We start from the raw sequence: 19,112 nt of genomic DNA, 5'->3' as shown, positions 1-19,112 counted from the left end.
AAAATCAAATTCTATCGGATACCCGCGACAATGGGTATTTTTTTTGCACGACAAACCATATGTCGTTATAATGTACTCGTCTGACGGAGGATAGGGCAACGCTGGGAAGCGACCCGAGCACCGTTAGACACTCGAAGCACCAGGCGGTGAAAACCACCGCCTTGCTTTCTTTTTTGTACCGTGCTTTGAGGCAAAAGCGATAAATCCCAGCCCGCTTCCAGCGGGTTGTTCTTAACCTAAAGCGTTGCGCTTCAGATTAAAATGCGCCATAAATTACAATTGGCGGGGATTTATGATATTGCAAAAGAATACGAAAAAGGTCTGGAGTTGACATGGCAGTCACTTTCAGAAAAACAAACACCTACCATTTATATTGATTTAATCGATCGTTTGTTGAGAAGAAAAAGTGATGCCGTAAAAGTACGTGAGATTATAGGGCAAATTGATGAAAGTTCAATGATGGATGTCATGAAACCTTTTTATATACGTTGCCGCGGAATTCTTGCGTATTTAGAAGGGGACTATAATTTAGCAAACGATGAACTTCATAAATCATTAATTACTTTTGAAAAAATTCAGAATTCGCCTTTAATCGAAGGAGAAACCAATATAACTAAAGCGTATTATTGTTGCGTTCTTGCTAAATCCGGAAATCTGACTGAAGCAAAGAAGTATTTTGCTCAAGCAAAAAATTATCTTATAGCCGCCGGAGAAAGCAACTTGATGAATGAATGTGTTAATGCAATGAAATAATAAAAAAAACCTCGCTGAAAACGAGGGTTTTTGTTTGCCTGTATTATTTGAGATTGCTTCGTCGTCCCTAAAAAAGGGACTCCTCCCACAAGTGGACTATAGTCGCAATGACAATCATTATTTAAATCAGCGACTTTGCCAAATCGACTGCTGAAGCGGCATCTGCTGAATATCAGATTGCCCTGAAAGGGCATAACATGTTAGCCCAGGGCAACGCCCTGGGTTAAGAGATATTAAAAAAACATAAGCCCTGAAAGGGCGCGATAATCAATGGCGCAATCGCTGGCAAAGATAATCGAAGAATTCAAAACAAGTTCATCAAAATGGGTCAAAACCAAAGGACCATAATACGTATCGTTTTATTGGCAAAATGGGTACGGTGCATTTTCGGTTAGTCAGTCTGACGCAGACCGTGTTGCCAAGTACATCGAAGCACAGGAAGAACATCACCATAAGACCTCGTTTGAAGAGGAATTTCGTGCGTTTTTGGAAAAATATCAAGTTCCTTATGATGAGCGATATGTGTGGAATTAGCGAGTATTTCGCCCTTTCAGGGCTTGATAGGGATGGATGTGCTGTTTCCCCAGGGCTTTGCCCTGGGCTAATATGTTATACCCTTTCAGGGTTGTAAAATAAAAAAACCCTCGCTGAAAAACGAGGGTTTTTGTTTGCCTGATTACTTAAAAGATTCTAACAAAAAGAAATAAACACAGTGTTAATCCGTGTCTCATTAATTATTTTAGAGTTTTTAAATCAGCGACTTTGCCAAATCAACCGCTGAAGCGGCATCCGCAGCGTAACCGTCAGCGCCAATCCTGTCGGCGTAAGCCTGTGTAACGGGCGCTCCGCCAATCATCGTCTTTACAGTCAAGCCCGCTGCTTTAATTGCCTGGATTGTCTTTTCCATCGACGGCATTGTCGTAGTCAGCAATGCGCTCATACCGACAACCTTCGGATTGAGCTCCTTAATCTTATCAACGAATTTCTGCGGCGAAACGTCCACGCCAAGGTCAACAACGTTGAAACCTGCACCCTTTAACATCATAACGACAAGGTTCTTGCCGATATCGTGCAAATCGCCCTGAACTGTTCCAACAGCCGCCTTTGCCAACGGCTGAACGCCGGCTTCAACGAGCTTCGGTTCCAAAACTTCCATCGCTGTCTTCATCGCTCTTGCGGCAATCAAAACTTCCGGAATGTAAACTTCGTTGTTTTTGAAACGAACGCCGATAACGTTCATGCCTGCGATGAGGCCGTCGTTGAGGATTTTAGCCGGTGCCATATTTTCGGCTATCGCGGCTTTGGTGATTTCCAGAGCCTTGTTCTGGTCGCCTTTGATTACAGCTTCGCTTAACGCTTTTAAATCTGCCATTTTTTACCCTTTAATATTATAAGACTAAATACCGATTCCAATTCCAATTTCCACAATTCCGCCGCTAATTAAACCTAATTTGTGTTATTGATTCAAGGAATAAGTCTAAAAAGCGGTTTTTTTAACTAAATGAGTGTACAAAGCAGCAGGATAGTGATAAAAAAGAATTTGTGTCTTATATTTATTTCCTGTCATTTGTGGAAAATGATAGAAGTTTTAAGCGAAACGACTATGAGCGATTATATAGTATTAGTAAAACAGGTTCCCGACATAACGCAGATTACAGACAATGCCTTTAATCTGGAAACCGGTACTCTAATCCGTTCGCGGCTGGCAAGCGTCATCAACGAGCTCGACACGCAGGCTCTTGCGATTGCCAACCGGATGAATCAGTTGAGCGAAAAGCCGGGCAAAGTTATCGCGCTGACGATGGGGCCGCCGGCGGCTGAAGATGTTCTGAAATATTGTCTGGCAAGGTGCTGCCATAGCGCAGTGCTTCTTACGGATAAGGCGCTTGGCGGAGCCGATACCTGGGCGACGGCAAATCCACTTGCGTTCGCAATAAAAAAAATCGCGGCTGAACTTCTCAATAACTCGAAAGATTATTACGTCGTCTGCGGAATGCAATCGGTTGACGGCGACACCGCACAAGTGCCGGCGCAAATTGCTGAAGAATTAAACGTGCCCTGCCTGCCATACATTACCAACGTCGAATATAAAAATAATCATTTTGAATTTACCGGCATCATCAGCGGCGGAAGTCAAATCATCAGCAGTAAAAAAACGCCCGCTGTTATCACGGTTGCCAAATATGAATATCCGCTGTTCGCAACTTTCGACGGAACACGAATGGCGAGCAATTTTAAATTTATCCAGTGGGGTGCAAACGACATCAACGCTACAAATGTCGGAATCGCCGGCTCAAAGACAAGAGTGATTTCCGTTTTCCCGCCGGGCAAGACAACGAGAAAATGTCAGGAACTGAAAACTGCCGACGAACTTGTCAAAGCAATCGCGGAAAATTTCGGCAAAGAAAAACAAAATGGCGAATCAGGCGATAATGGTTATGTTCTACCGGCGAAACGGAAAAATTTCGACCGAAGTTTCGAGGGTACGAAAAAGGAAAGCGAAGATTATGAAATTCTTTCTGATGTTTTAGAGAAACTCGAAATTAAAAATCTCGAAGAGATTACAGAAGAAACAAAAGAAAAAATTCTTGCCGCTGCCGGTGAACATTTTCATAAAAAAGCTCTCGAAGATATGCTCGCCGGTTTGCAGGCTGTTGAACCTGCATATAAAGGCCAGGTTTGGGTTGCCGCAGAACGAGACGAAGACAAAATTCATCCGGCGACATTTGAACTTATCGGTAAAGCGCGACATCTTGCCGACTCCCTCGAAACGCAGGTCGGAGTTGTAATTGCCGGAAATAATTTACAAACGAAAGAACTTATCGAAGCAGGTGCGGATTTTGTTTACGCAATTGAGCATCCGCTGCTTGAAAAATTTGACCCTGTTACGTATCGCAAAGTTTTCGCCGATACGATTGGCAAATACTGGCCGCAGATTGTTCTTTACGCAGCGACGCCACAGGGCAGAATTATGGCGCCAATGATTGGATACAGACTCGGCTGCGGCTTAACGGCTGATTGCACGGGACTGGATATTCGCGACAGCAGCAGAAAAAATCAGGTTGCTGTTTTAATGCAGACACGTCCCGCGCTTGGCGGAAATGTAATGGCGACGATTTGCACGAAAGATTCGCAATGCCAGATGGCGACGGCTCGGCCGGGCGTTATGAAAAGACTGCCAGCAGACCCAACGCGAACAGGAAAAGTTATAAAAGAAACCGCGGATATAAGCGCAACGGATATAAGTCTTGAAATTATCAAAACGGAAAAGGGCCACGGCAAAGTCAATCTCGGTGCAGAAGTTGTCGTCAGCGGCGGCAAAGGAATGCAGAGCAGAGACAATTACGAAACGCTCGTGAACAGTCTCGTTTCAACGTTAAAAAATAAATTACAAACAAGCGTCGAGAAAGGCGCATCTCGTGCGGCTGTCGAGCAGGGATTTATCGACCGTATTCATCAGGTCGGCCAAACCGGCACATCTATCGGGCCTAAACTCTACATCGCACTTGGAATTTCCGGCGCGATACAGCACATGATTGGCGTTGCCAACAGCGATATCATTGTCGCAATCAACAGCGACCCCGCGGCGCCGATTTTCAAACACTGCGATTATTATATAGTTGGAACGATTGAAAAAATTGTACCGCAATTTGTAAATGCACTGGCGGAAAATATATGAACAAGACATCAATATTAATTGTCGGGGCGGGGCCTGCGGGATTGTCGGCGGCGATTACGCTGAAACATCTTTTGCCGCAGACTGAAATTTGCGTAATTGATAAAGCAGCGGAGCCGGGCAATCATAACCTGTCCGGCGCGACGGTCGAGGCTGGCGCGATTGAACTGCTTTTGGATAAAGTCAAACCCGGCTGGACAAATACAGAACAGGCGAAAGAAATTTTCTCTTATCGTGTGGCAAAAGATAATGTGATGTTTTTCGCCGGCAGCAAGCTCGCTTTCAATATTCATCCAATGCTGAAACTCGCGAAACTTTTCAAAATTAATTTCGGACAGATGAATCACGAAGGCGATTATATTTTGTCGGTCAGCAAACTGACAAAATTTCTGTCTCAAATCGCCAAAGAAATGGGCATCGAAATTATTTATGGTTTTGCCGCTGAAGATATAATTTACGATTCGGCGAAAAATATCGCAACTGGTGTTAAACTTGTTGACCAGGGCGTTGATAAGCATGGCAATAAACAGCCGAATTATGTCGCGGGCGAAATTATTAACGCAGACATGATTGTTCTTGCCGAGGGCTGCGACGGTTTGGTTACTGAAAAATTTATTACAAAAGCATCGCTGGAAAGACAAGCCAAACAGCTTTACTCCGTCGGCGTTAAGGAATTGATTCGTGTGAGCGACGAGCAGTTCGCAAAATTCACAACAAGCAGAGCTGTGCACGCAATGGGGTATCCGCTTTGGGCGCCTGTGTTGGGGCCTGCGATGTTCGGCGGCGGAACGATGCATCCGGTAAGTCAAAATCATATCGCGGTTTCTATGATTGTCGGATTGGACTGGAAATACTGCGATTTCAATCCACAGGATGCACTGACGAATTTCAAGAATCATTCTTTTGTGAAAAAATTCATCGAAGGCGGAACTATCGTCGAAGCGGGCGCGAAAATGATTCCAGAAGGCGGATATTTCGCTCTGCCGCGTAATCCGCAGACAAGCGCAATTGGAAAAACAAACGTGCTGATACTCGGCGATTCGGCGGGACTTGTAAATATGATAAAAATCAAAGGCATCCACAACGCAATCAAGTCCGGCATTGCCGCGGGCAAAGCAATTGCTCAATGCACAAACAATTATATCGCAACCGCTTCGAAATATACCGAACTGCTGAACTCGATGGGCGTTATCGCGGAAATGAAACTGGCGTCGCGGTTCAGGCAGAACGTCGCGAAATTAGGGCCGTTGTTCGGTATGCCGCTTTCAGTGCTTGGCCAAACTATTCCGCCTTTCAAAACAGAAGAAGATTATCACGTAATGTCGGCGAAGAATTATAAATACAAGCCGGCGAAAAATTACGACAAGGACACCTTCACCGCAATGGCTGCAACACAGCATCGTGAAGAACAGCCATGTCATTTAATCATCGTAAATAAAAATATCTGCGCGGCAAAATGCGGGCCGGAATTTAATTCGCCCTGCATTTCATTCTGCCCGGCGGGTGTTTATGAAACTGTCGGCGATTACGCAAAGCCGGCAAATCCGTCGAATTGTCTGCACTGCAAGACCTGTCAGCGGAAATGTCCGTTCGATAATATCCGCTGGACGGTTCCAGAAGGCAGCGGCGGACCAAGATATAAAAATATGTGATGCCACAAACATTTTTTAATAGCGAGTTGAACGGTTTGTAAATCATTATGCAGGCTTCGCTAAGCCGCAAATCAAGGTTGCAGTTATTTAAGACCGTTGGTATAATGATATTTTTGAGATGCAGGGATAAAGGGTTCGGCCCTCCTCTGAACCCTCCCTCATCTTGTATTTATTTTGCTAATGCAAAAATTTTCCGCAGAGCTTTGGGATTAATATCACCGTTTTCGCCGATGCTCCATTTTCTTTGGGCTGCGCGTTCAACCACGAGTTCGCAATCCTTCGGCGTGAGATTATATTTTTTCAGCGAAGTCGGCATACCAAGCGAATTGAAAAATTTAATCGTCTTTTCAATCGCTGCATTCGCTTTTTGTTTTTTCGAGCCTTTTTTTACGCCGAAAATATTTTCAGCAAGCATCGCAAGTTTGTCCGCTTTGTTTTTCAATTCATATTTCCACATCGCGGGCAAAACAATCGCCAGAGTTTCAGCGTGAGCCAGTCCGAAGAACGCGGTCATCTCGTGGCCAATGCCGTGAGTGCTCCAGTCCTGCTGAACGCCGCAGGCAATCGTGCCGTTGAGTGCCATCGTCGCACACCACATAAAACTCGCGCGGGCGTCATAATCTTTTTTGACGTTCATTACCGCAGGTGCGATTTCGATAAGCGTTTTGTAAATCGATTCGGCGAATCTATTCTGCAATGGCGTGTTCAAATCTTTTGTCGCGTATTGTTCGCTGACGTGGACAAAAGCATCGACGATGCCGTTGCGCAATTGTTTTTTATCGAGCGAGTATGTTGTCTGCGGGTCGAGTATCGAAAATTTCGGATATGTAAAAGGACTGCCAAAGGCAAGTTTTTCCTTTGTGCTTAATTTCGAAATAACACCAAACGAGTTCATTTCCGAACCTGTCGCGGGAAGCGTTACTACCGTTCCCATCGGAATTGCGGTTTTAATAAGTTCGCCGCCAGAGGTAACAATCCGCCAGGTGTCTTTGCCATTGAAAGGAATTGCCGCGGCGATGAATTTCGAGCCGTCCATAACAGAACCGCCGCCGACGGCGAGAATGAAATCGACTTTTTGCTTTCTGCCAAACGCAACGGCTCTGCTCAAAGTTTCAAAAGTCGGGTTCGGCTCAATACCGCCAAACTCAAAGACACTGCGTTTTTTCAGAGCAGCCTTTACCTGTTTGTAAACGCCGTTTTTCTTAATCGACCCGCCGCCGTAAGTTAACAAAACGCGTGCTTTTGGGTCAATAAGCGTGTTTAATTGCGAGATTGTGTTTTTGCCGAATACGATTTTGACCGGATTGTGAAACGTAAAGTTTTGCATACTTTATATCCTTTAATTCATAAGACCGATATTATTTAACTTATTAAACGGAATATTGCCAATATAAAGAATTTTAAAAATTTTAAAAAAAAGCTCAATTATTTGCTCTCACTATGCCGAGTTGTTTATTAGGCTTTAATAAACAAAATAAAACTAAAATGGCTCGATGTCTCGATAAGAGTCAAGTTTAACTTAAACCGGCTTATTCATCTTGATACGTTTCGTCAGGGCTGATCGTAAAACGGTAGGCATGGCAAAAAGCTAAAACGCAAAAAAGAAAGAGCCATAAAACAAAGGCGGGATTTCGCTTCGATGTCCCGCCACTTTTATGCGCTATTATAACCACAGAGATTTTAATTTTTAAAATATCATATCTATATTATATCTGGTGCTGATGAAAATATCGAGGAACACGGCTGCGTATAAAATGAACATTCTCAAAAGATGCCACGAGAGATTCGAGCCGGCGATAAAATACACCGCGATTACTGAAACCGCGCTCACGCCGTAGAGAGCCGCCGAAATGGGAATCACAGAATGATTGTGCGTTATGAAAACATCCGCAACACTCAACATCAGCAGTATTCCAACGGTTATCACCAGCCATTTACTGTCACCTGCGCCGGCGAGTATAATAGTCTCCAGCCCTGACGCGATAAGCACCGAACATATCAAAACAGGAATCGAAGCCCAAACCACAGGCGGAACATTCAAAACAGGTTTATAAAAAGCGGCGAACAAAGTAATCATAAATAAAAGTATTACGCTGATTCTCCCTGTCTTTATCAGTACGGCAATTCCCATAACTAATCCGGCGATGCAGACGTGATAAAAGCCCGGCGCAAAAACATCAGACTTTTGTCCAATCGGGTCGATAACGCCAAGCATCGCATGCGGTGAAAGATGCGTTTGCACAGGTATCGGATAAAAATATTTTTTCGCAGCGTATTGATACGCAGACAAAATAAAAAGCACCGAAAGAAAAACAAGCAGGCCTGAAATGATTTTCGTGTTCAATCTGTCAAGATTCGTCCAGCGGTAAAAGAAAACAGCCGGTACAAACGTCCACGGAACCATCGCATACACTAACCCAGCGAACGGATGGTAACACAAAAGAGAACAGGCATACGTACCGAAACCGTAAACCGCGCCGCCGGCAAGCGAAGCGAAAAACGACAGCACCCATCTTCGACAAAGAATGAAAACACCTGCCGATGCGATAATTGTTTCCAGCGGAAAAAGACGTTTGTACGAAACAAGGCTCTGCTGATGCGGATAAAAAAGCACAATGGCAAAAACAGTATAGAAAATCACCGCAGCAGGAAAAGAGACAAATAACGGTGGTCTTTTGGTTGTAAACATAATTGTTATTCGTGAAGCGTGAAACGCGAAGCGATACACAATACTAAATACGAGATACACTTCACGAGATACGCTATTTAATTATAACGTTTCCGTTTCCACGTTTGATAGTACCGATTTTATAAACAGTTTCGCCAAACGAACGTAATTTTTTCGCGACAGAAGCCGCAAAGTCCGGCGCAACAACCAGCACATAACCAATACCCATATTAAATACACGGAACATTTCTTCTTCTTCGACTGGTCCGTTTTGCTGCAGGAAATCGAAAATCGGCTCTTTCTTCCAGCTTGATTTGTCAAGCACGGCATCGCAATTATTGGGAAGTACGCGCGGGACATTGCCGGGCAGTCCGCCGCCGGTGATGTGAGCCATAGCGTGAACGATATGCTTGGATTTGTATTGCGATAATAATTTTATAATCGGACGAACGTAAATTTTCGTCGGAGCCAGCAGCGCTTCGCCGATGGTTCTGTTGCCAAGTTCGGCAATTACATCATCAACTTTCAATTTCATTTTCTTAAAGCAGATGTGTCTGGCAAGCGCATAGCCGTTACTGTGCAGGCCGCTTGAGGCAAGGCCAAGAATTACATCGCCGGTCTTTACCTGCGAGCCATTGATTATTTTGTTTTTTTCGACAACGCCGACGGCAAAGCCCGCCATATCGAAATCGTCTTTTCGATAAATGTCCGGCATTTCAGCGGTTTCGCCGCCGATAAGAGCACAATTGGCGAGTCTGCACGCGGCCGAAACGCTTTCGACAAGCTCGGCAACCTTCGCCGGTTCAAGTTTATTAACCGCAAGATAATCAAGGAAGAACAGCGGCTCTGCTCCCATCACAAGCATATCGTTGACATTCATGGCAACAAGGTCAAAGCCGACAGTGTCAAATCGCTGCATATCCCTTGCGACGAGCATTTTTGTGCCGACGCCGTCAGTACAGGCGGCAAGTACAGGGTTCTTATAATTCTTTTTGAAAAGTTTTTCGCTGTAGTCCAGCCGAAACAATCCGGCGAAACCGCCGTGGATGTCTATTACGCGGGGGCCGTACGTACTTTGTACCGATGAGCGAATCCTATCGACCATCACGTCGTTGGCGTCGATGTCAACGCCTGATTTTGCATAAGTCAAATATTCAGTCATTACAGTCCATTAGAAAAATTAAGATTTAAGATTGAATATCGAAAATTTTCAATATTATAACTGCACAGGCTCATCGTCGAAGAGCTGCATTTGATAACGTTCCATCATAAATTTGCTTACAATCGCCGTAACCGGCAGAGGATATTTTCCGCTCCAGCACGCGGTGCAAAAATGATTTTTCGGCAGCGATGCACATGCGAGCATTCCCTCAAGCGAAAGATAGCCGACGCTGTCAACATCAAGGTATTCTTTTATCTGCTGCATATCTCTGTTGTTTGCAAGCAATTCTTCCCTTGTCGGGAAGTCCACGCCGTAGAAACATGGGAATCTAATCGGCGGACAGCTCACACGCATATGTATTTCTTTTGCGCCTGCGTTTCTCAAGGCGGTGATTTTGCCTTTTGTGGTTGTGCCGCGAACGATTGAATCGTCAACGACAATAACTCGTTTGCCTTTTACCACTTCCTTAACGACCGAAAGTTTCAGTTTGACCGCAAGGTCGCGAACGTCTTGGCCGGGAGAAATAAATGTTCTGCCGACGTAATGGCTTCGCACAAATCCCATATCGAACCGGACCTTGCTTTCATCGCTGTAACCGATAGCCGCCGAAGTGCCGGAGTCCGGAACTGGAATAACGACGTCAGCATCGACAGGATGCTCTCTGGCAATTTGTGCCCCGCATCTTCTGCGGACTTCGTGAACGTTCTCACCAAAAATATAACTGCTCTGCTTTGCGAAGTAAATATGTTCAAAAATGCAGTGAGCGGGAGTAATACTTTCCGGCTTGACGAAAAATCTGCTGCGCAGGCCATTTTTATCAAGCGTAACAATTTCACCCGGCTGCACTTCGCGGACATACTCGGCGTCAATCGTATCCAACGCACAAGTTTCACTTGCGAAACAGTAAGCACCGCTTTTGGTTTTGCCAATGCACAAAGGTCTTATGCCATAAGAGTCGCGAGCCGCTTCGATTCTGTCCGGAAACAAAAACAGCAGCGAAAACGCGCCCTGCAAATGCCCCAGAACGTGTCCAAGCGGATCCGGCTTGGCAACATGCGAAGGCTTTGCCAGCAAATGTATAATTATTTCAGTATCGTTCGTCGATTTGAAAATATTTCCGTACGCTTCGTATTCATCGCGAAGCATTGAGGCGTTTATCAGATTTCCATTGTGAGCGACCGCAACCTGCCCGCGCGAATATTCACTCAAAAGAGGCTGCGCATTGCAGATATTTCTCGAACCGCTTGTCGAATAACGGACATGACCGATTGCAATCGGATTTTTGAGCGCTGCCAAAACGTCTTTTCCGCTGCGAAAAACTCGTGTCGTATGTCCCATTCCGACGTGCAATTTGATTTCTTCACCATTGCTTGTCGCTATGCCGGCAGATTCCTGCCCACGATGCTGAAGACTATGCAAAGCATAAAAAGTCTTTTCAGCGGCATCAGGATCTCCGAAAATTCCAAAAAGACCACAATTTTCTTTTTTGTCCATAAATATTATCCAGATAAGTGCTGTAAAAAAAGTTGCCTTTGAAGTATACGGTCAGTTTATCCATAAGCGCGATGCAAGTCAAATTCTTTTATACCCTTTAGGGCAGTAAAATTCCATCGCGATTAGTATAGTAAAATTAGTGTGTTGCAAAAGACATAAATAGTTTGTATTTTATAACACCACAGGTGTTTTTAATAGCGAGTTTGACGGTTTATAAGTCATTATGCCGGCTTCGCTAACCAGCGATGTTCAAACGTAATTTTTTAAGACCGTTGGTATAGTCTTATATGGAGAGGTATTTATGGCAAGGTCAAAGCCGAAAGTAATCGTTTTTGGCAACGTATATATAGATATGGCCATGCGTTGCGAACAATTCCCTGAAAAATCCCAGCCGGTGCACGGCAGCAGTTTCTCATACACCCCAGCAGGATGCGGTCTTAACCAGGCGATTCAGGCGGCCCTTTGCGATTGCGATGTATACCTCGTCGGCAAAGTAGGAAATGACCAGTTCGGCGATATGATTCGTGATAATTTGGCCGATTTCGGCGTTCATTGCGATTTTATCTTCAACGCCGAGGCGAAAAGTACCGGCGTCAGTGTCTCTTTCGTAAACAGTGCCGGTGCGAATCGAACTGTCATCTCCGAAGGCGCAAATAAAGCGATAACTCCTGCGGATATCAGCACTGCCGAGTTTGAGCGGGTGATTTCCAGCACGGACGTGTGCCTGGTGAATGCACAACTGCCGTCTGAATTTGTCATCAGCGCAATACGAGCCGGCAAACTCTCGCACGCAAAAGTAATTCTTGACCCATCGCTTTCCAGCGAACAGTTCCAAACTCAAAGCGGAGAATTACCGCTGGATTACTACACGGCCGACATCATAGTACCGAATTTTACCGAAGCGGCAGAACTTAGTACTTCGCCAAATCATAACATTCACACCGCCAAACTTATCGGTTCGGACCTTATCGCAAGAGGCGTAGGCTGCGCGGTAATAAAACTCGGCAGAAAAGGCGCACTTGTCGTCGATAAAAACGGAACCGAACAGATTCTGCCTTTTGAAGTTCAATTTGCCGACCATACCGCCTGCGGCGACGCATTCGACGGCGCTTTCGCGGCCTGCTGCGCGGTGGAGAACGATGCCAAAAAAGCCGCTAAATTCGCCTGCGCTGCGGGCGCTTTGACGTGTTCGAAATTCGGCGCGCAGGAATCGCTGCCAAAAAGAGAGGAAATTCTTGAGCTTTTGCAGGAACTGCCCTGATAGCTATTGCGTGTTAGCCGGTTGAGCGATAGTTGCAGACACCTGGGCAATTGTGAACCAAAATGTCGAGCCTTGGCCGGGCTGTGATTCGAGGCCGATTGTACCGTTGTGCCGTTCGACAATTTTTCTGCACGTGGCAAGACCAATTCCCGTACCTTCGTATTCTTTGCCATGCAGGCGTTTAAACATTCCAAATACAGAACTGTGATATTCAGGCTTTATGCCAATGCCGTTATCCGTTACTTCTATTTGCACCATGCCGTCAGCGGCAGGTTTTGATGTGATTTTGATTACTGGTCTGTTGCCCTTCTTCTGATATTTTATTCCATTGGCTATAATGTTCTGCATTAGTTGTGTCATCTGTGAAACGTCTCCAACAATGAGCGGCAGAGGTTTTGGTACTTCGAGGATCACATTTTGTTCTTCGATAAGAACAGCCAGCTCGAACTTGCCAATTTGCGAGACTATTTCATTAAGGTCAACTTTCTGGAATGGATGCGGCTGTGTGCTTACTCTTGAATAAACAAGCAGACCGTCAATCATTTTTTTCATCCTCTCGGCGCCGTCAACCATATAATGCAGGTTTTCCGCTTCTGAATGGTCTATCTTGTCTTTGAGAGAATTTTTAAGCATTTCGGCAAAGACCGTTATTTTCCGCAAAGGCTCGCGCAGGTCGTGCGATGCGACATACACGAAATTTTTAAGTTCCGCGTTTGTTTCCTGAAGTTTATCAGAAGCCTTTGTCAATTCGATATTCAGGCAATTTGTCATAAACTGTTTTTCAGCCAATTCTCTCATTCGCTGTTTCAAATGCCCTATCAGCGAATCAAACGAGCGGGCAAGACTTCCAATTTCATCAGTGCGTTCCGTGTATAGTTTTGTGCTAATATTCTCGTTTTTGTCGAGCTCGTTAAAATTAGACGTAAGTGTATCCAGCGGCTTGAGCACTATTATCTGTAAAATATACAGCAGGCTGGCCATAATCAAAAGTGCGATTAATGCCATCGTAAAGATAAAATAATGAATGGTATTTTCGCCGTAGTGGTATATTTTTCTCGGCATATCTATTTGCAAGGTAATATGCTTATCCGTGCCGATGTCATAAACGTTAGTATATCCTGAAATTATATTCTTATCCAATATTTCAACGACATCTTGAGTTTGTGATGCCGCCTTGATTTCTTTTTTTGAGATTTTAACATCCAGGCAGGTATTCTTGCGCAATTTCTCGATAACATTATTATCCAGATAACGGCCCAGTATTAACATTCCATTTATTGGTTTTTTCCGGTTATTATTTGTTATCGGTTGAGCCGCAACCAATACCGGAATATCGGATAGTATCACAATCCCTGTTTTACAGTCTTCAGGCTCTTTAAGATTCGCTAACAGCTTTTTGCTAAGAAGAAGCGCCTCGAGTCCTTCAGGGAGATTGGCGTCAGTTTTATTTACATAATCGACAACTGATGAATGGACAACTTTTCCTTCCTTGTCCAAATAAATCATAAAATTAAGTTCTAAATTTGACAAAACTTCCATTGTAATGTTAGCAGTGACAAAGTCAGACTTCTTGCCGAGTACGTAATCACGTGCATCGTCCCATATCGCCCAATCGCCGCACGTTCTGGCTAAACCATTGATTTCATTGTTGATACTGTGCTGGGCACGTGTAAGATTTGTTTGGACATCCTGCTTCTCAAGTTTTTGGAAACCTGACAGAACTATTGCTTGGGATGCGAATAGAATGAGAGACAGCAACAGGACAAATATCAGTCCTATACAGATAGCAACTTTTCGTACCAGTGATGTCTTAACGTTATCCATTAGTGCTCTTACAAAGTATATATCTTCTTTCGGCTATATTTTAGAGGTGAATTACTAATATGCGTTTTGGAACGATTTAATAATTATTTTAGACTTTGTAATAATTGTTATAGGACTCAGGTATTGACCACTGTGCTCGCCATTGCCGGCACTTGGCCTATTGTAAACCAGAATGTCGAGCCCTGGTCGGGCTGTGATTCGAGGCCGATTTTGCCATTGTGTCTTTCAACAATTTTCTTGCACGTGGCAAGGCCAATTCCCGTACCTTCGTATTCTTTGCCATGCAGGCGTTTAAACATTCCAAATACGGCACTGTGATATTCGGGCTTGATTCCTATTCCGTTATCTGCTACTTCTATTTGCGTCATACCGTCAGCGGCTGATTTGGATGTGATTTTGATTATCGGTTTATTATCTTTCTTCTGATATTTTATTCCGTTGGCGATAAGATTTTGTAAAAGCTGGGTTATCTGCGATTCATCACCCATTATAACCGGAAGTGGTTTTGGTACTTCGAGGATTACATTCTTTTCCTCGATAAGAACAGACAGCTCGAATTTGCTGATCTGGCTTACAATTTCGTTAAGGTCTATTTGCTGGAACGGGTGCGGCTGCATACTTACTCGCGAATAAACAAGAAGCCCGTCAATCATTTTTTTCATTCTCTCTGCGCCGTCAACCATATAATGCAGATTTTCCGCTTCCGAATTGTCAACTTTGTCTTTGAGAGAATTTTTAAGCATTTCCGCAAAGACCGTTATTTTCCGTAACGGCTCACGAAGATCGTGCGATGCAACATACACAAAGTTTTTTAATTCTTGATTTATCATTTCCAATTGTAATGTTCGTTCCGTTACCGCTGATTCCAAATTAGAATGTAAATTCTTAAGATCATTCGCCATTTCCCTAAATGTGAATGAAAGAAGTTCCATTTCCGTTATTTTACTCGGCGTAAACACCGCATTATAATCACCTTTGGAAATTTTACAGCTCGCTTTAACAATAGCCTCAACAGGATAGGCCAGTTCGGATGATATTATAGCCGTGTGCCTAAACAGATAAGCGAAAAACGTCAGATAAAACAATACCATCAGACCTATGGCCAGATATCCAACGATTTCGAAATTTTTTACCAGAGCAATCGCTGGTGCAATAATTATATTTCTGTCGGCGATAATGAACAATTTCCAGCCTGTCTCGTCAACTGTTGTCTGTGTGAGAAAATATGATGCAGCACCTATATTGAGCCTTTCAACGCCTTTCTGTTTGTCCATAAGATTCGTTACCGATTCAGCAATTTCCTTCCGGCTGTTTTTCAGATTAAATTCGTTTGGTTTGAATGTGTCCTGATAAACCTTATTCGTGTAAACGTATTTCTGAAGTTCCTGTAAGCCGAACACTTCAGCTGCTTCCTGTGGCATTGCCATAATGATACCGTTGGAATCAACCAGAAACGCCTTGGCGTTCCACGGAAGATTCAGTGCCAGAATATTTTTTATAAATTCATCTATCGTGATATCGATACCCACTACGCCCTCGAGAAATTCTCCCTTGTAAATCGGAACAATGCACGACATCATCCACCCTTTTCCCGCCGGGTCGAGATACGACTCCGTCCAGACAGGTTTTCGTTCCGGATTGTGAATTGCGTCGGCCAGATAATAAAAATTGTATTCCGGTATATTCATATCTGCCGGATATTGAGAATAACAATCTTCCATGAATGGATAATAACGATTCATCGAATCGTAGGTATTAAGATAAACCGCGACAATATTTCGGTTGCTTTCATAAATATTTCGGTAAATAGGGTCGAGCGATTCGGACCCCACCGCCTTTTCTTTTTCCGCGTCTCTGATCGGATATAGCGATGAATAAAAAAGGCTGCATCCCCCATCATCTTTCAATTTGTAATAAACACCGTTCTTCGCAAACTCATAATTCGCAGTATCTGCTGTTCGCACAAACAAGTCGGGCTTATTAAAAAATAGTTCGGTTTCACGCTGAAGCACGTAAGCCAGCGATGTAACAGAATTAAGTTGTACGTTAATCCTTGAAGCCTGGCCGGTGGTGATTTCCTGCAAATGCGATTTACTGATTTTTTCAAGAGTTTGTTTGGTCTGAAAAGCGTTGTAAGCATTAACCGTAAAATATATTATAACTAATGCCAACTCAATCACCAAAAGCGGAAGCAGAGCGGCTTTGAAGAACCGCTGCGAAATGTAGCGCTTCAGAGGAATTTTATTATTTGATTTCTCAAGCATTTGGCATTTCTCCATTATACCATTAGTATTTCGGCACTTTTTGAATGAGTCTGTATCTATTTCTATTTCAGTAAATACCTGATTTCAAAAAACATTGAATTTCCATTCAATTATTGGACGATATAGTAGAAGTCTGACGTAATCATTGAGGTGTTAAAATAGACAGAAAACCTTTAATTGGAATAGTCATCTTTTTTGCCTGCACCGCAGTTCTTTCTGCCGCACAGGAAACCCAACCGCAAAAGAAACTTGGCGTCACATTCGATGCGACGTATGTAAGCAGATATATATGGAGAGGCTTCGATTGCTATCCTGACAATCACGGCGGATTTCAGCCGAGCATAGATTTGGACCTTTACCAAACAGGCTTTGGCGTTAACATCTGGGCGTCGATGGCAAACCAAAGCGGCTTCGAAGACAGCAAGGAACTGGATTACACCCTATATTATACCGGCAGCTTCTTCAAAGATGATATTTTTGCAACAGATTATAAAATCGGATGGGCATATTATTCCTATCCCGGCATGTCAAGAAAAACAGCCAATATGCAGGAAGTGTTTTCTTCGTTTTCATGGCCGAAGATTTTACCCGGCGGTCTTGTGCCAAGTTATACTTTTGTATATTTATGGCCGGCCGAATCGCATTCGGATGTTCGCGATTACGGCGGCTCGTTTCACATTTTTGGTTTGGGATATACTTTGAACTTTCCGAAAATTCTGCCAAACACAACCTGCCAGCCGGTACAACTCGGCGTTGATGTGGTTTACAACGACGGCGCTTACATTCCTAATACAGGCTATAATTCCGTCGATCACGACTGGTCGCACGCAGTTTTCAAAATAGCATCGCCATTCGAGCTTACAAATAATTTCACCTTCACACCCGGATTCTATTATCAGTCATCGTGGGAAGATTCCGTAAACGAAAATGATGAATATTGGTTCAGCTTAAGTCTCTCTTATAAATTTTAGGCAAACGATTTTCTAAACTTAAAAAAGCAGTTTAATCGCAGCGGCGGCGGCAAGAAACTGCACCGCGATATTGAACCATTTTTGAGGAACTTTTTTGAGGATGAAAATTCCCGCTACTGCGCCGACGGCAATAAGCGGAAGCATCGCAATATCAGCCGCCATCGTCTGCATCGTGATTCTGCCTTCGGTCGCGAAGATTCCCATCTTGAGCCAGTTCAGAATCAGGGCATACAATGCGCCTGTGCCAATAAATTCATACTTGGGCAGTCTCATCGCAAGCAGATAAATTGTCATTATCGGGCCGGCCGCGTTGGCAAGCTGTGTTGTAACGCCCGCCAGAAAACCCATCATAACAGCGAAAAACATACTCTGCGAAAAATCATCTTTCAGATATTTTTCTCTCAAAATATTCATCGCAAGCATCACAAGAACTATAACGCCGATGACAGGCCGAAGCGTCTGGTCGTCAATCAGGCGAATTATAATTGAACCGGCCGCGATGCCAACCACCGCCGCGGGTAGAAGTTTTAAAATTATTTTCCAGTTCGCATGGCGATGATAATAACCAACCGCGAACAAATCCGCCAAAGCAAGAATCGGCAAAAGCAATCCTGTCGAAGCACGCGCTGAAAAAAACGAGGCTATCAGCGGCACCACGACAATGCCCACGCCCGGCAGTGCGGTTTTATTCAGGCCGACAAGAACTGCACACAAGCCAAGTATCAACCATTGAGCATTGCTGAAATCCTGCGGAAGCAAATTTATTAAATTAGACAACATAAAGAGCGGGTATTTTACAGCAGATTCGTGCTGAACGCAAAAAAAATGGCTGTACCGAAAATTCTCCGGCACAGCCATATACATTTTAAACAATCCCAAAACTATTTAGTCTTAGGTGCGTTTGGGTCTGCTGGTTTTTGGCAGGCTTTCGCTTTTTTGCAATTCTTCATACTTTTAGCCTGCATCGCAGGACATTTCGTTTCGCATTTTTCCTTATCTTTCATAGTGCATTTTTGGGGACATTTTGAGCAGTCCTTTGTGCATTTGGATGAGCAGGTCTTGTCGGAGGTTTTTGCATCCTTTTGGCCAAACCACGAAGAGAACCAGCCCTTCTTTTCGCCTTTGCTTGCTGCGTCCTGTTTGCATTTTTCCATGTTTTTACGTTTCGCAGCACATTGCTTTACCGTATTGTTGTCATTAACGTCTTTGCATGCCTTTACGGCCTGGCATTTTTTGTCAGCTTTGCCTTTTTTGTCGCCGGCATAAGCCATCGTCATACTGAACAACAGTATAACAAACAAAGCCAGTATTACTTTAGTATGTTTCATTCTCTATCCTTTCAGAAATAGACCTATTGAGTAGATATACTCTCATGCCGAAACAAATT

General features: G+C 43.9%; 14 protein-coding genes. 5 read left to right on the top strand and 9 right to left on the bottom strand.

Translation table 11 applies throughout. The features are described from left to right. The first annotated feature begins 261 nt into the window (after positions 1-261). Entirely contained in the window at positions 262-753 is a 492-nt protein-coding gene (locus LLF92_02205) for a hypothetical protein (protein ID MCE5339930.1), read from the top strand. A 748-nt stretch (positions 754-1,501) separates the two neighbouring features. Here the strand turns inward: LLF92_02205 and LLF92_02200 are convergent. Beyond that, positions 1,502-2,125, bottom strand: a complete 624-nt coding sequence (locus LLF92_02200) for a corrinoid protein (GenBank protein MCE5339929.1) — start codon at positions 2,123-2,125, stop codon at positions 1,502-1,504. Positions 2,126-2,329: 204 nt separating this feature from the next. Here LLF92_02200 and LLF92_02195 point away from each other — a divergent pair, with 204 nt between their 5' ends. Both LLF92_02195 and LLF92_02190 read left to right on the top strand, forming a co-directional pair. Then, positions 2,330-4,432: an FAD-binding protein gene (locus LLF92_02195; GenBank protein MCE5339928.1), complete on the top strand. Its 2,103-nt coding sequence runs from the start codon at positions 2,330-2,332 to the stop codon at positions 4,430-4,432. Further along, positions 4,429-6,081 (top strand): electron transfer flavoprotein-ubiquinone oxidoreductase, encoded by a 1,653-nt coding sequence (locus tag LLF92_02190; GenBank protein ID MCE5339927.1) that lies wholly within the window; start codon positions 4,429-4,431, stop codon positions 6,079-6,081. Before LLF92_02195 ends, LLF92_02190 begins: the two co-directional genes overlap by 4 nt. A 169-nt stretch (positions 6,082-6,250) precedes the next feature. Here the strand turns inward: LLF92_02190 and LLF92_02185 are convergent, their stop codons facing one another. From LLF92_02185 to purF, 4 genes are all read right to left on the bottom strand, one after another. Further along, entirely contained in the window at positions 6,251-7,408 is a 1,158-nt protein-coding gene (locus LLF92_02185; GenBank protein ID MCE5339926.1) for an iron-containing alcohol dehydrogenase, read from the bottom strand. Between the two features lie 360 nt (positions 7,409-7,768). After that, a complete protein-coding gene (locus LLF92_02180; protein MCE5339925.1) occupies positions 7,769-8,770 on the bottom strand; it encodes a hypothetical protein in 1,002 nt (333 codons plus the stop codon). A gap of 73 nt (positions 8,771-8,843) precedes the next feature. Then, positions 8,844-9,911 carry a phosphoribosylformylglycinamidine cyclo-ligase gene (gene purM, locus LLF92_02175; GenBank protein MCE5339924.1) on the bottom strand — a complete coding sequence of 356 codons (1,068 nt, stop codon included), beginning with the start codon at positions 9,909-9,911 and terminating at the stop codon, positions 8,844-8,846. A gap of 54 nt (positions 9,912-9,965) precedes the next feature. Further along, entirely contained in the window at positions 9,966-11,405 is a 1,440-nt protein-coding gene (purF, locus tag LLF92_02170; GenBank protein MCE5339923.1) for an amidophosphoribosyltransferase, read from the bottom strand. A gap of 301 nt (positions 11,406-11,706) precedes the next feature. Between purF and LLF92_02165 the strand changes: the two genes are divergently transcribed. After that, positions 11,707-12,666: a PfkB family carbohydrate kinase gene (locus tag LLF92_02165; protein ID MCE5339922.1), complete on the top strand. Its 960-nt coding sequence runs from the start codon at positions 11,707-11,709 to the stop codon at positions 12,664-12,666. A 3-nt stretch (positions 12,667-12,669) separates the two neighbouring features. Here LLF92_02165 and LLF92_02160 read toward each other — a convergent pair whose 3' ends face one another. Together LLF92_02160 and LLF92_02155 are read right to left on the bottom strand one after the other, a co-directional pair. Further along, positions 12,670-14,490: a HAMP domain-containing protein gene (locus LLF92_02160; protein MCE5339921.1), complete on the bottom strand. Its 1,821-nt coding sequence runs from the start codon at positions 14,488-14,490 to the stop codon at positions 12,670-12,672. A 116-nt stretch (positions 14,491-14,606) separates the two neighbouring features. Continuing rightward, positions 14,607-16,754, bottom strand: a complete 2,148-nt coding sequence (locus LLF92_02155) for a hypothetical protein (protein ID MCE5339920.1) — start codon at positions 16,752-16,754, stop codon at positions 14,607-14,609. A 347-nt stretch (positions 16,755-17,101) separates the two neighbouring features. On the opposite strand from LLF92_02155, the gene LLF92_02150 reads away from it, so the two are divergent. After that, a complete protein-coding gene (locus tag LLF92_02150) occupies positions 17,102-17,725 on the top strand; it encodes a hypothetical protein (protein ID MCE5339919.1) in 624 nt (207 codons plus the stop codon). Between the two features lie 18 nt (positions 17,726-17,743). On the opposite strand, the gene LLF92_02145 is transcribed toward LLF92_02150, so the two are convergent. Both LLF92_02145 and LLF92_02140 read right to left on the bottom strand, forming a co-directional pair. Next, the gene (locus LLF92_02145; protein MCE5339918.1) at positions 17,744-18,505 is read right to left on the bottom strand and encodes a sulfite exporter TauE/SafE family protein; all 762 of its coding nucleotides are present in this window, start codon (positions 18,503-18,505) and stop codon (positions 17,744-17,746) included. Between the two features lie 101 nt (positions 18,506-18,606). Continuing rightward, the gene (locus LLF92_02140; protein ID MCE5339917.1) at positions 18,607-19,053 is read right to left on the bottom strand and encodes a hypothetical protein; all 447 of its coding nucleotides are present in this window, start codon (positions 19,051-19,053) and stop codon (positions 18,607-18,609) included. Between the last annotated feature and the right edge of the window lie 59 nt (positions 19,054-19,112).

The sequence above is a fragment of the Planctomycetaceae bacterium genome (assembly GCA_021371795.1).
Taxonomy (GTDB): Bacteria; Planctomycetota; Phycisphaerae; order Sedimentisphaerales; family UBA12454; genus UBA12454.
The sequence above is the reverse complement of the archived record's forward strand: the minus strand, read 5'-3'. Positions and strand labels throughout refer to the sequence as shown.

Excerpts from the sequence above, each read along its gene's own strand:
- LLF92_02205 (MCE5339930.1), top strand. The coding sequence starts at position 262 with ATGCGCCATAAATTACAATTGGCGGGGATTTATGATATTGCAAAAGAA.
- LLF92_02200 (MCE5339929.1), bottom strand. The coding sequence starts at position 2,125 with ATGGCAGATTTAAAAGCGTTAAGCGAAGCTGTAATCAAAGGCGACCAG.
- LLF92_02195 (MCE5339928.1), top strand. The coding sequence starts at position 2,330 with ATGATAGAAGTTTTAAGCGAAACGACTATGAGCGATTATATAGTATTA.
- LLF92_02190 (MCE5339927.1), top strand. The coding sequence starts at position 4,429 with ATGAACAAGACATCAATATTAATTGTCGGGGCGGGGCCTGCGGGATTG.
- LLF92_02185 (MCE5339926.1), bottom strand. The coding sequence starts at position 7,408 with ATGCAAAACTTTACGTTTCACAATCCGGTCAAAATCGTATTCGGCAAA.
- LLF92_02180 (MCE5339925.1), bottom strand. The coding sequence starts at position 8,770 with ATGTTTACAACCAAAAGACCACCGTTATTTGTCTCTTTTCCTGCTGCG.
- purM (MCE5339924.1), bottom strand. The coding sequence starts at position 9,911 with ATGACTGAATATTTGACTTATGCAAAATCAGGCGTTGACATCGACGCC.
- purF (MCE5339923.1), bottom strand. The coding sequence starts at position 11,405 with ATGGACAAAAAAGAAAATTGTGGTCTTTTTGGAATTTTCGGAGATCCT.
- LLF92_02165 (MCE5339922.1), top strand. The coding sequence starts at position 11,707 with ATGGCAAGGTCAAAGCCGAAAGTAATCGTTTTTGGCAACGTATATATA.
- LLF92_02160 (MCE5339921.1), bottom strand. The coding sequence starts at position 14,490 with ATGGATAACGTTAAGACATCACTGGTACGAAAAGTTGCTATCTGTATA.
- LLF92_02155 (MCE5339920.1), bottom strand. The coding sequence starts at position 16,754 with ATGCTTGAGAAATCAAATAATAAAATTCCTCTGAAGCGCTACATTTCG.
- LLF92_02145 (MCE5339918.1), bottom strand. The coding sequence starts at position 18,505 with ATGTTGTCTAATTTAATAAATTTGCTTCCGCAGGATTTCAGCAATGCT.
- LLF92_02140 (MCE5339917.1), bottom strand. The coding sequence starts at position 19,053 with ATGAAACATACTAAAGTAATACTGGCTTTGTTTGTTATACTGTTGTTC.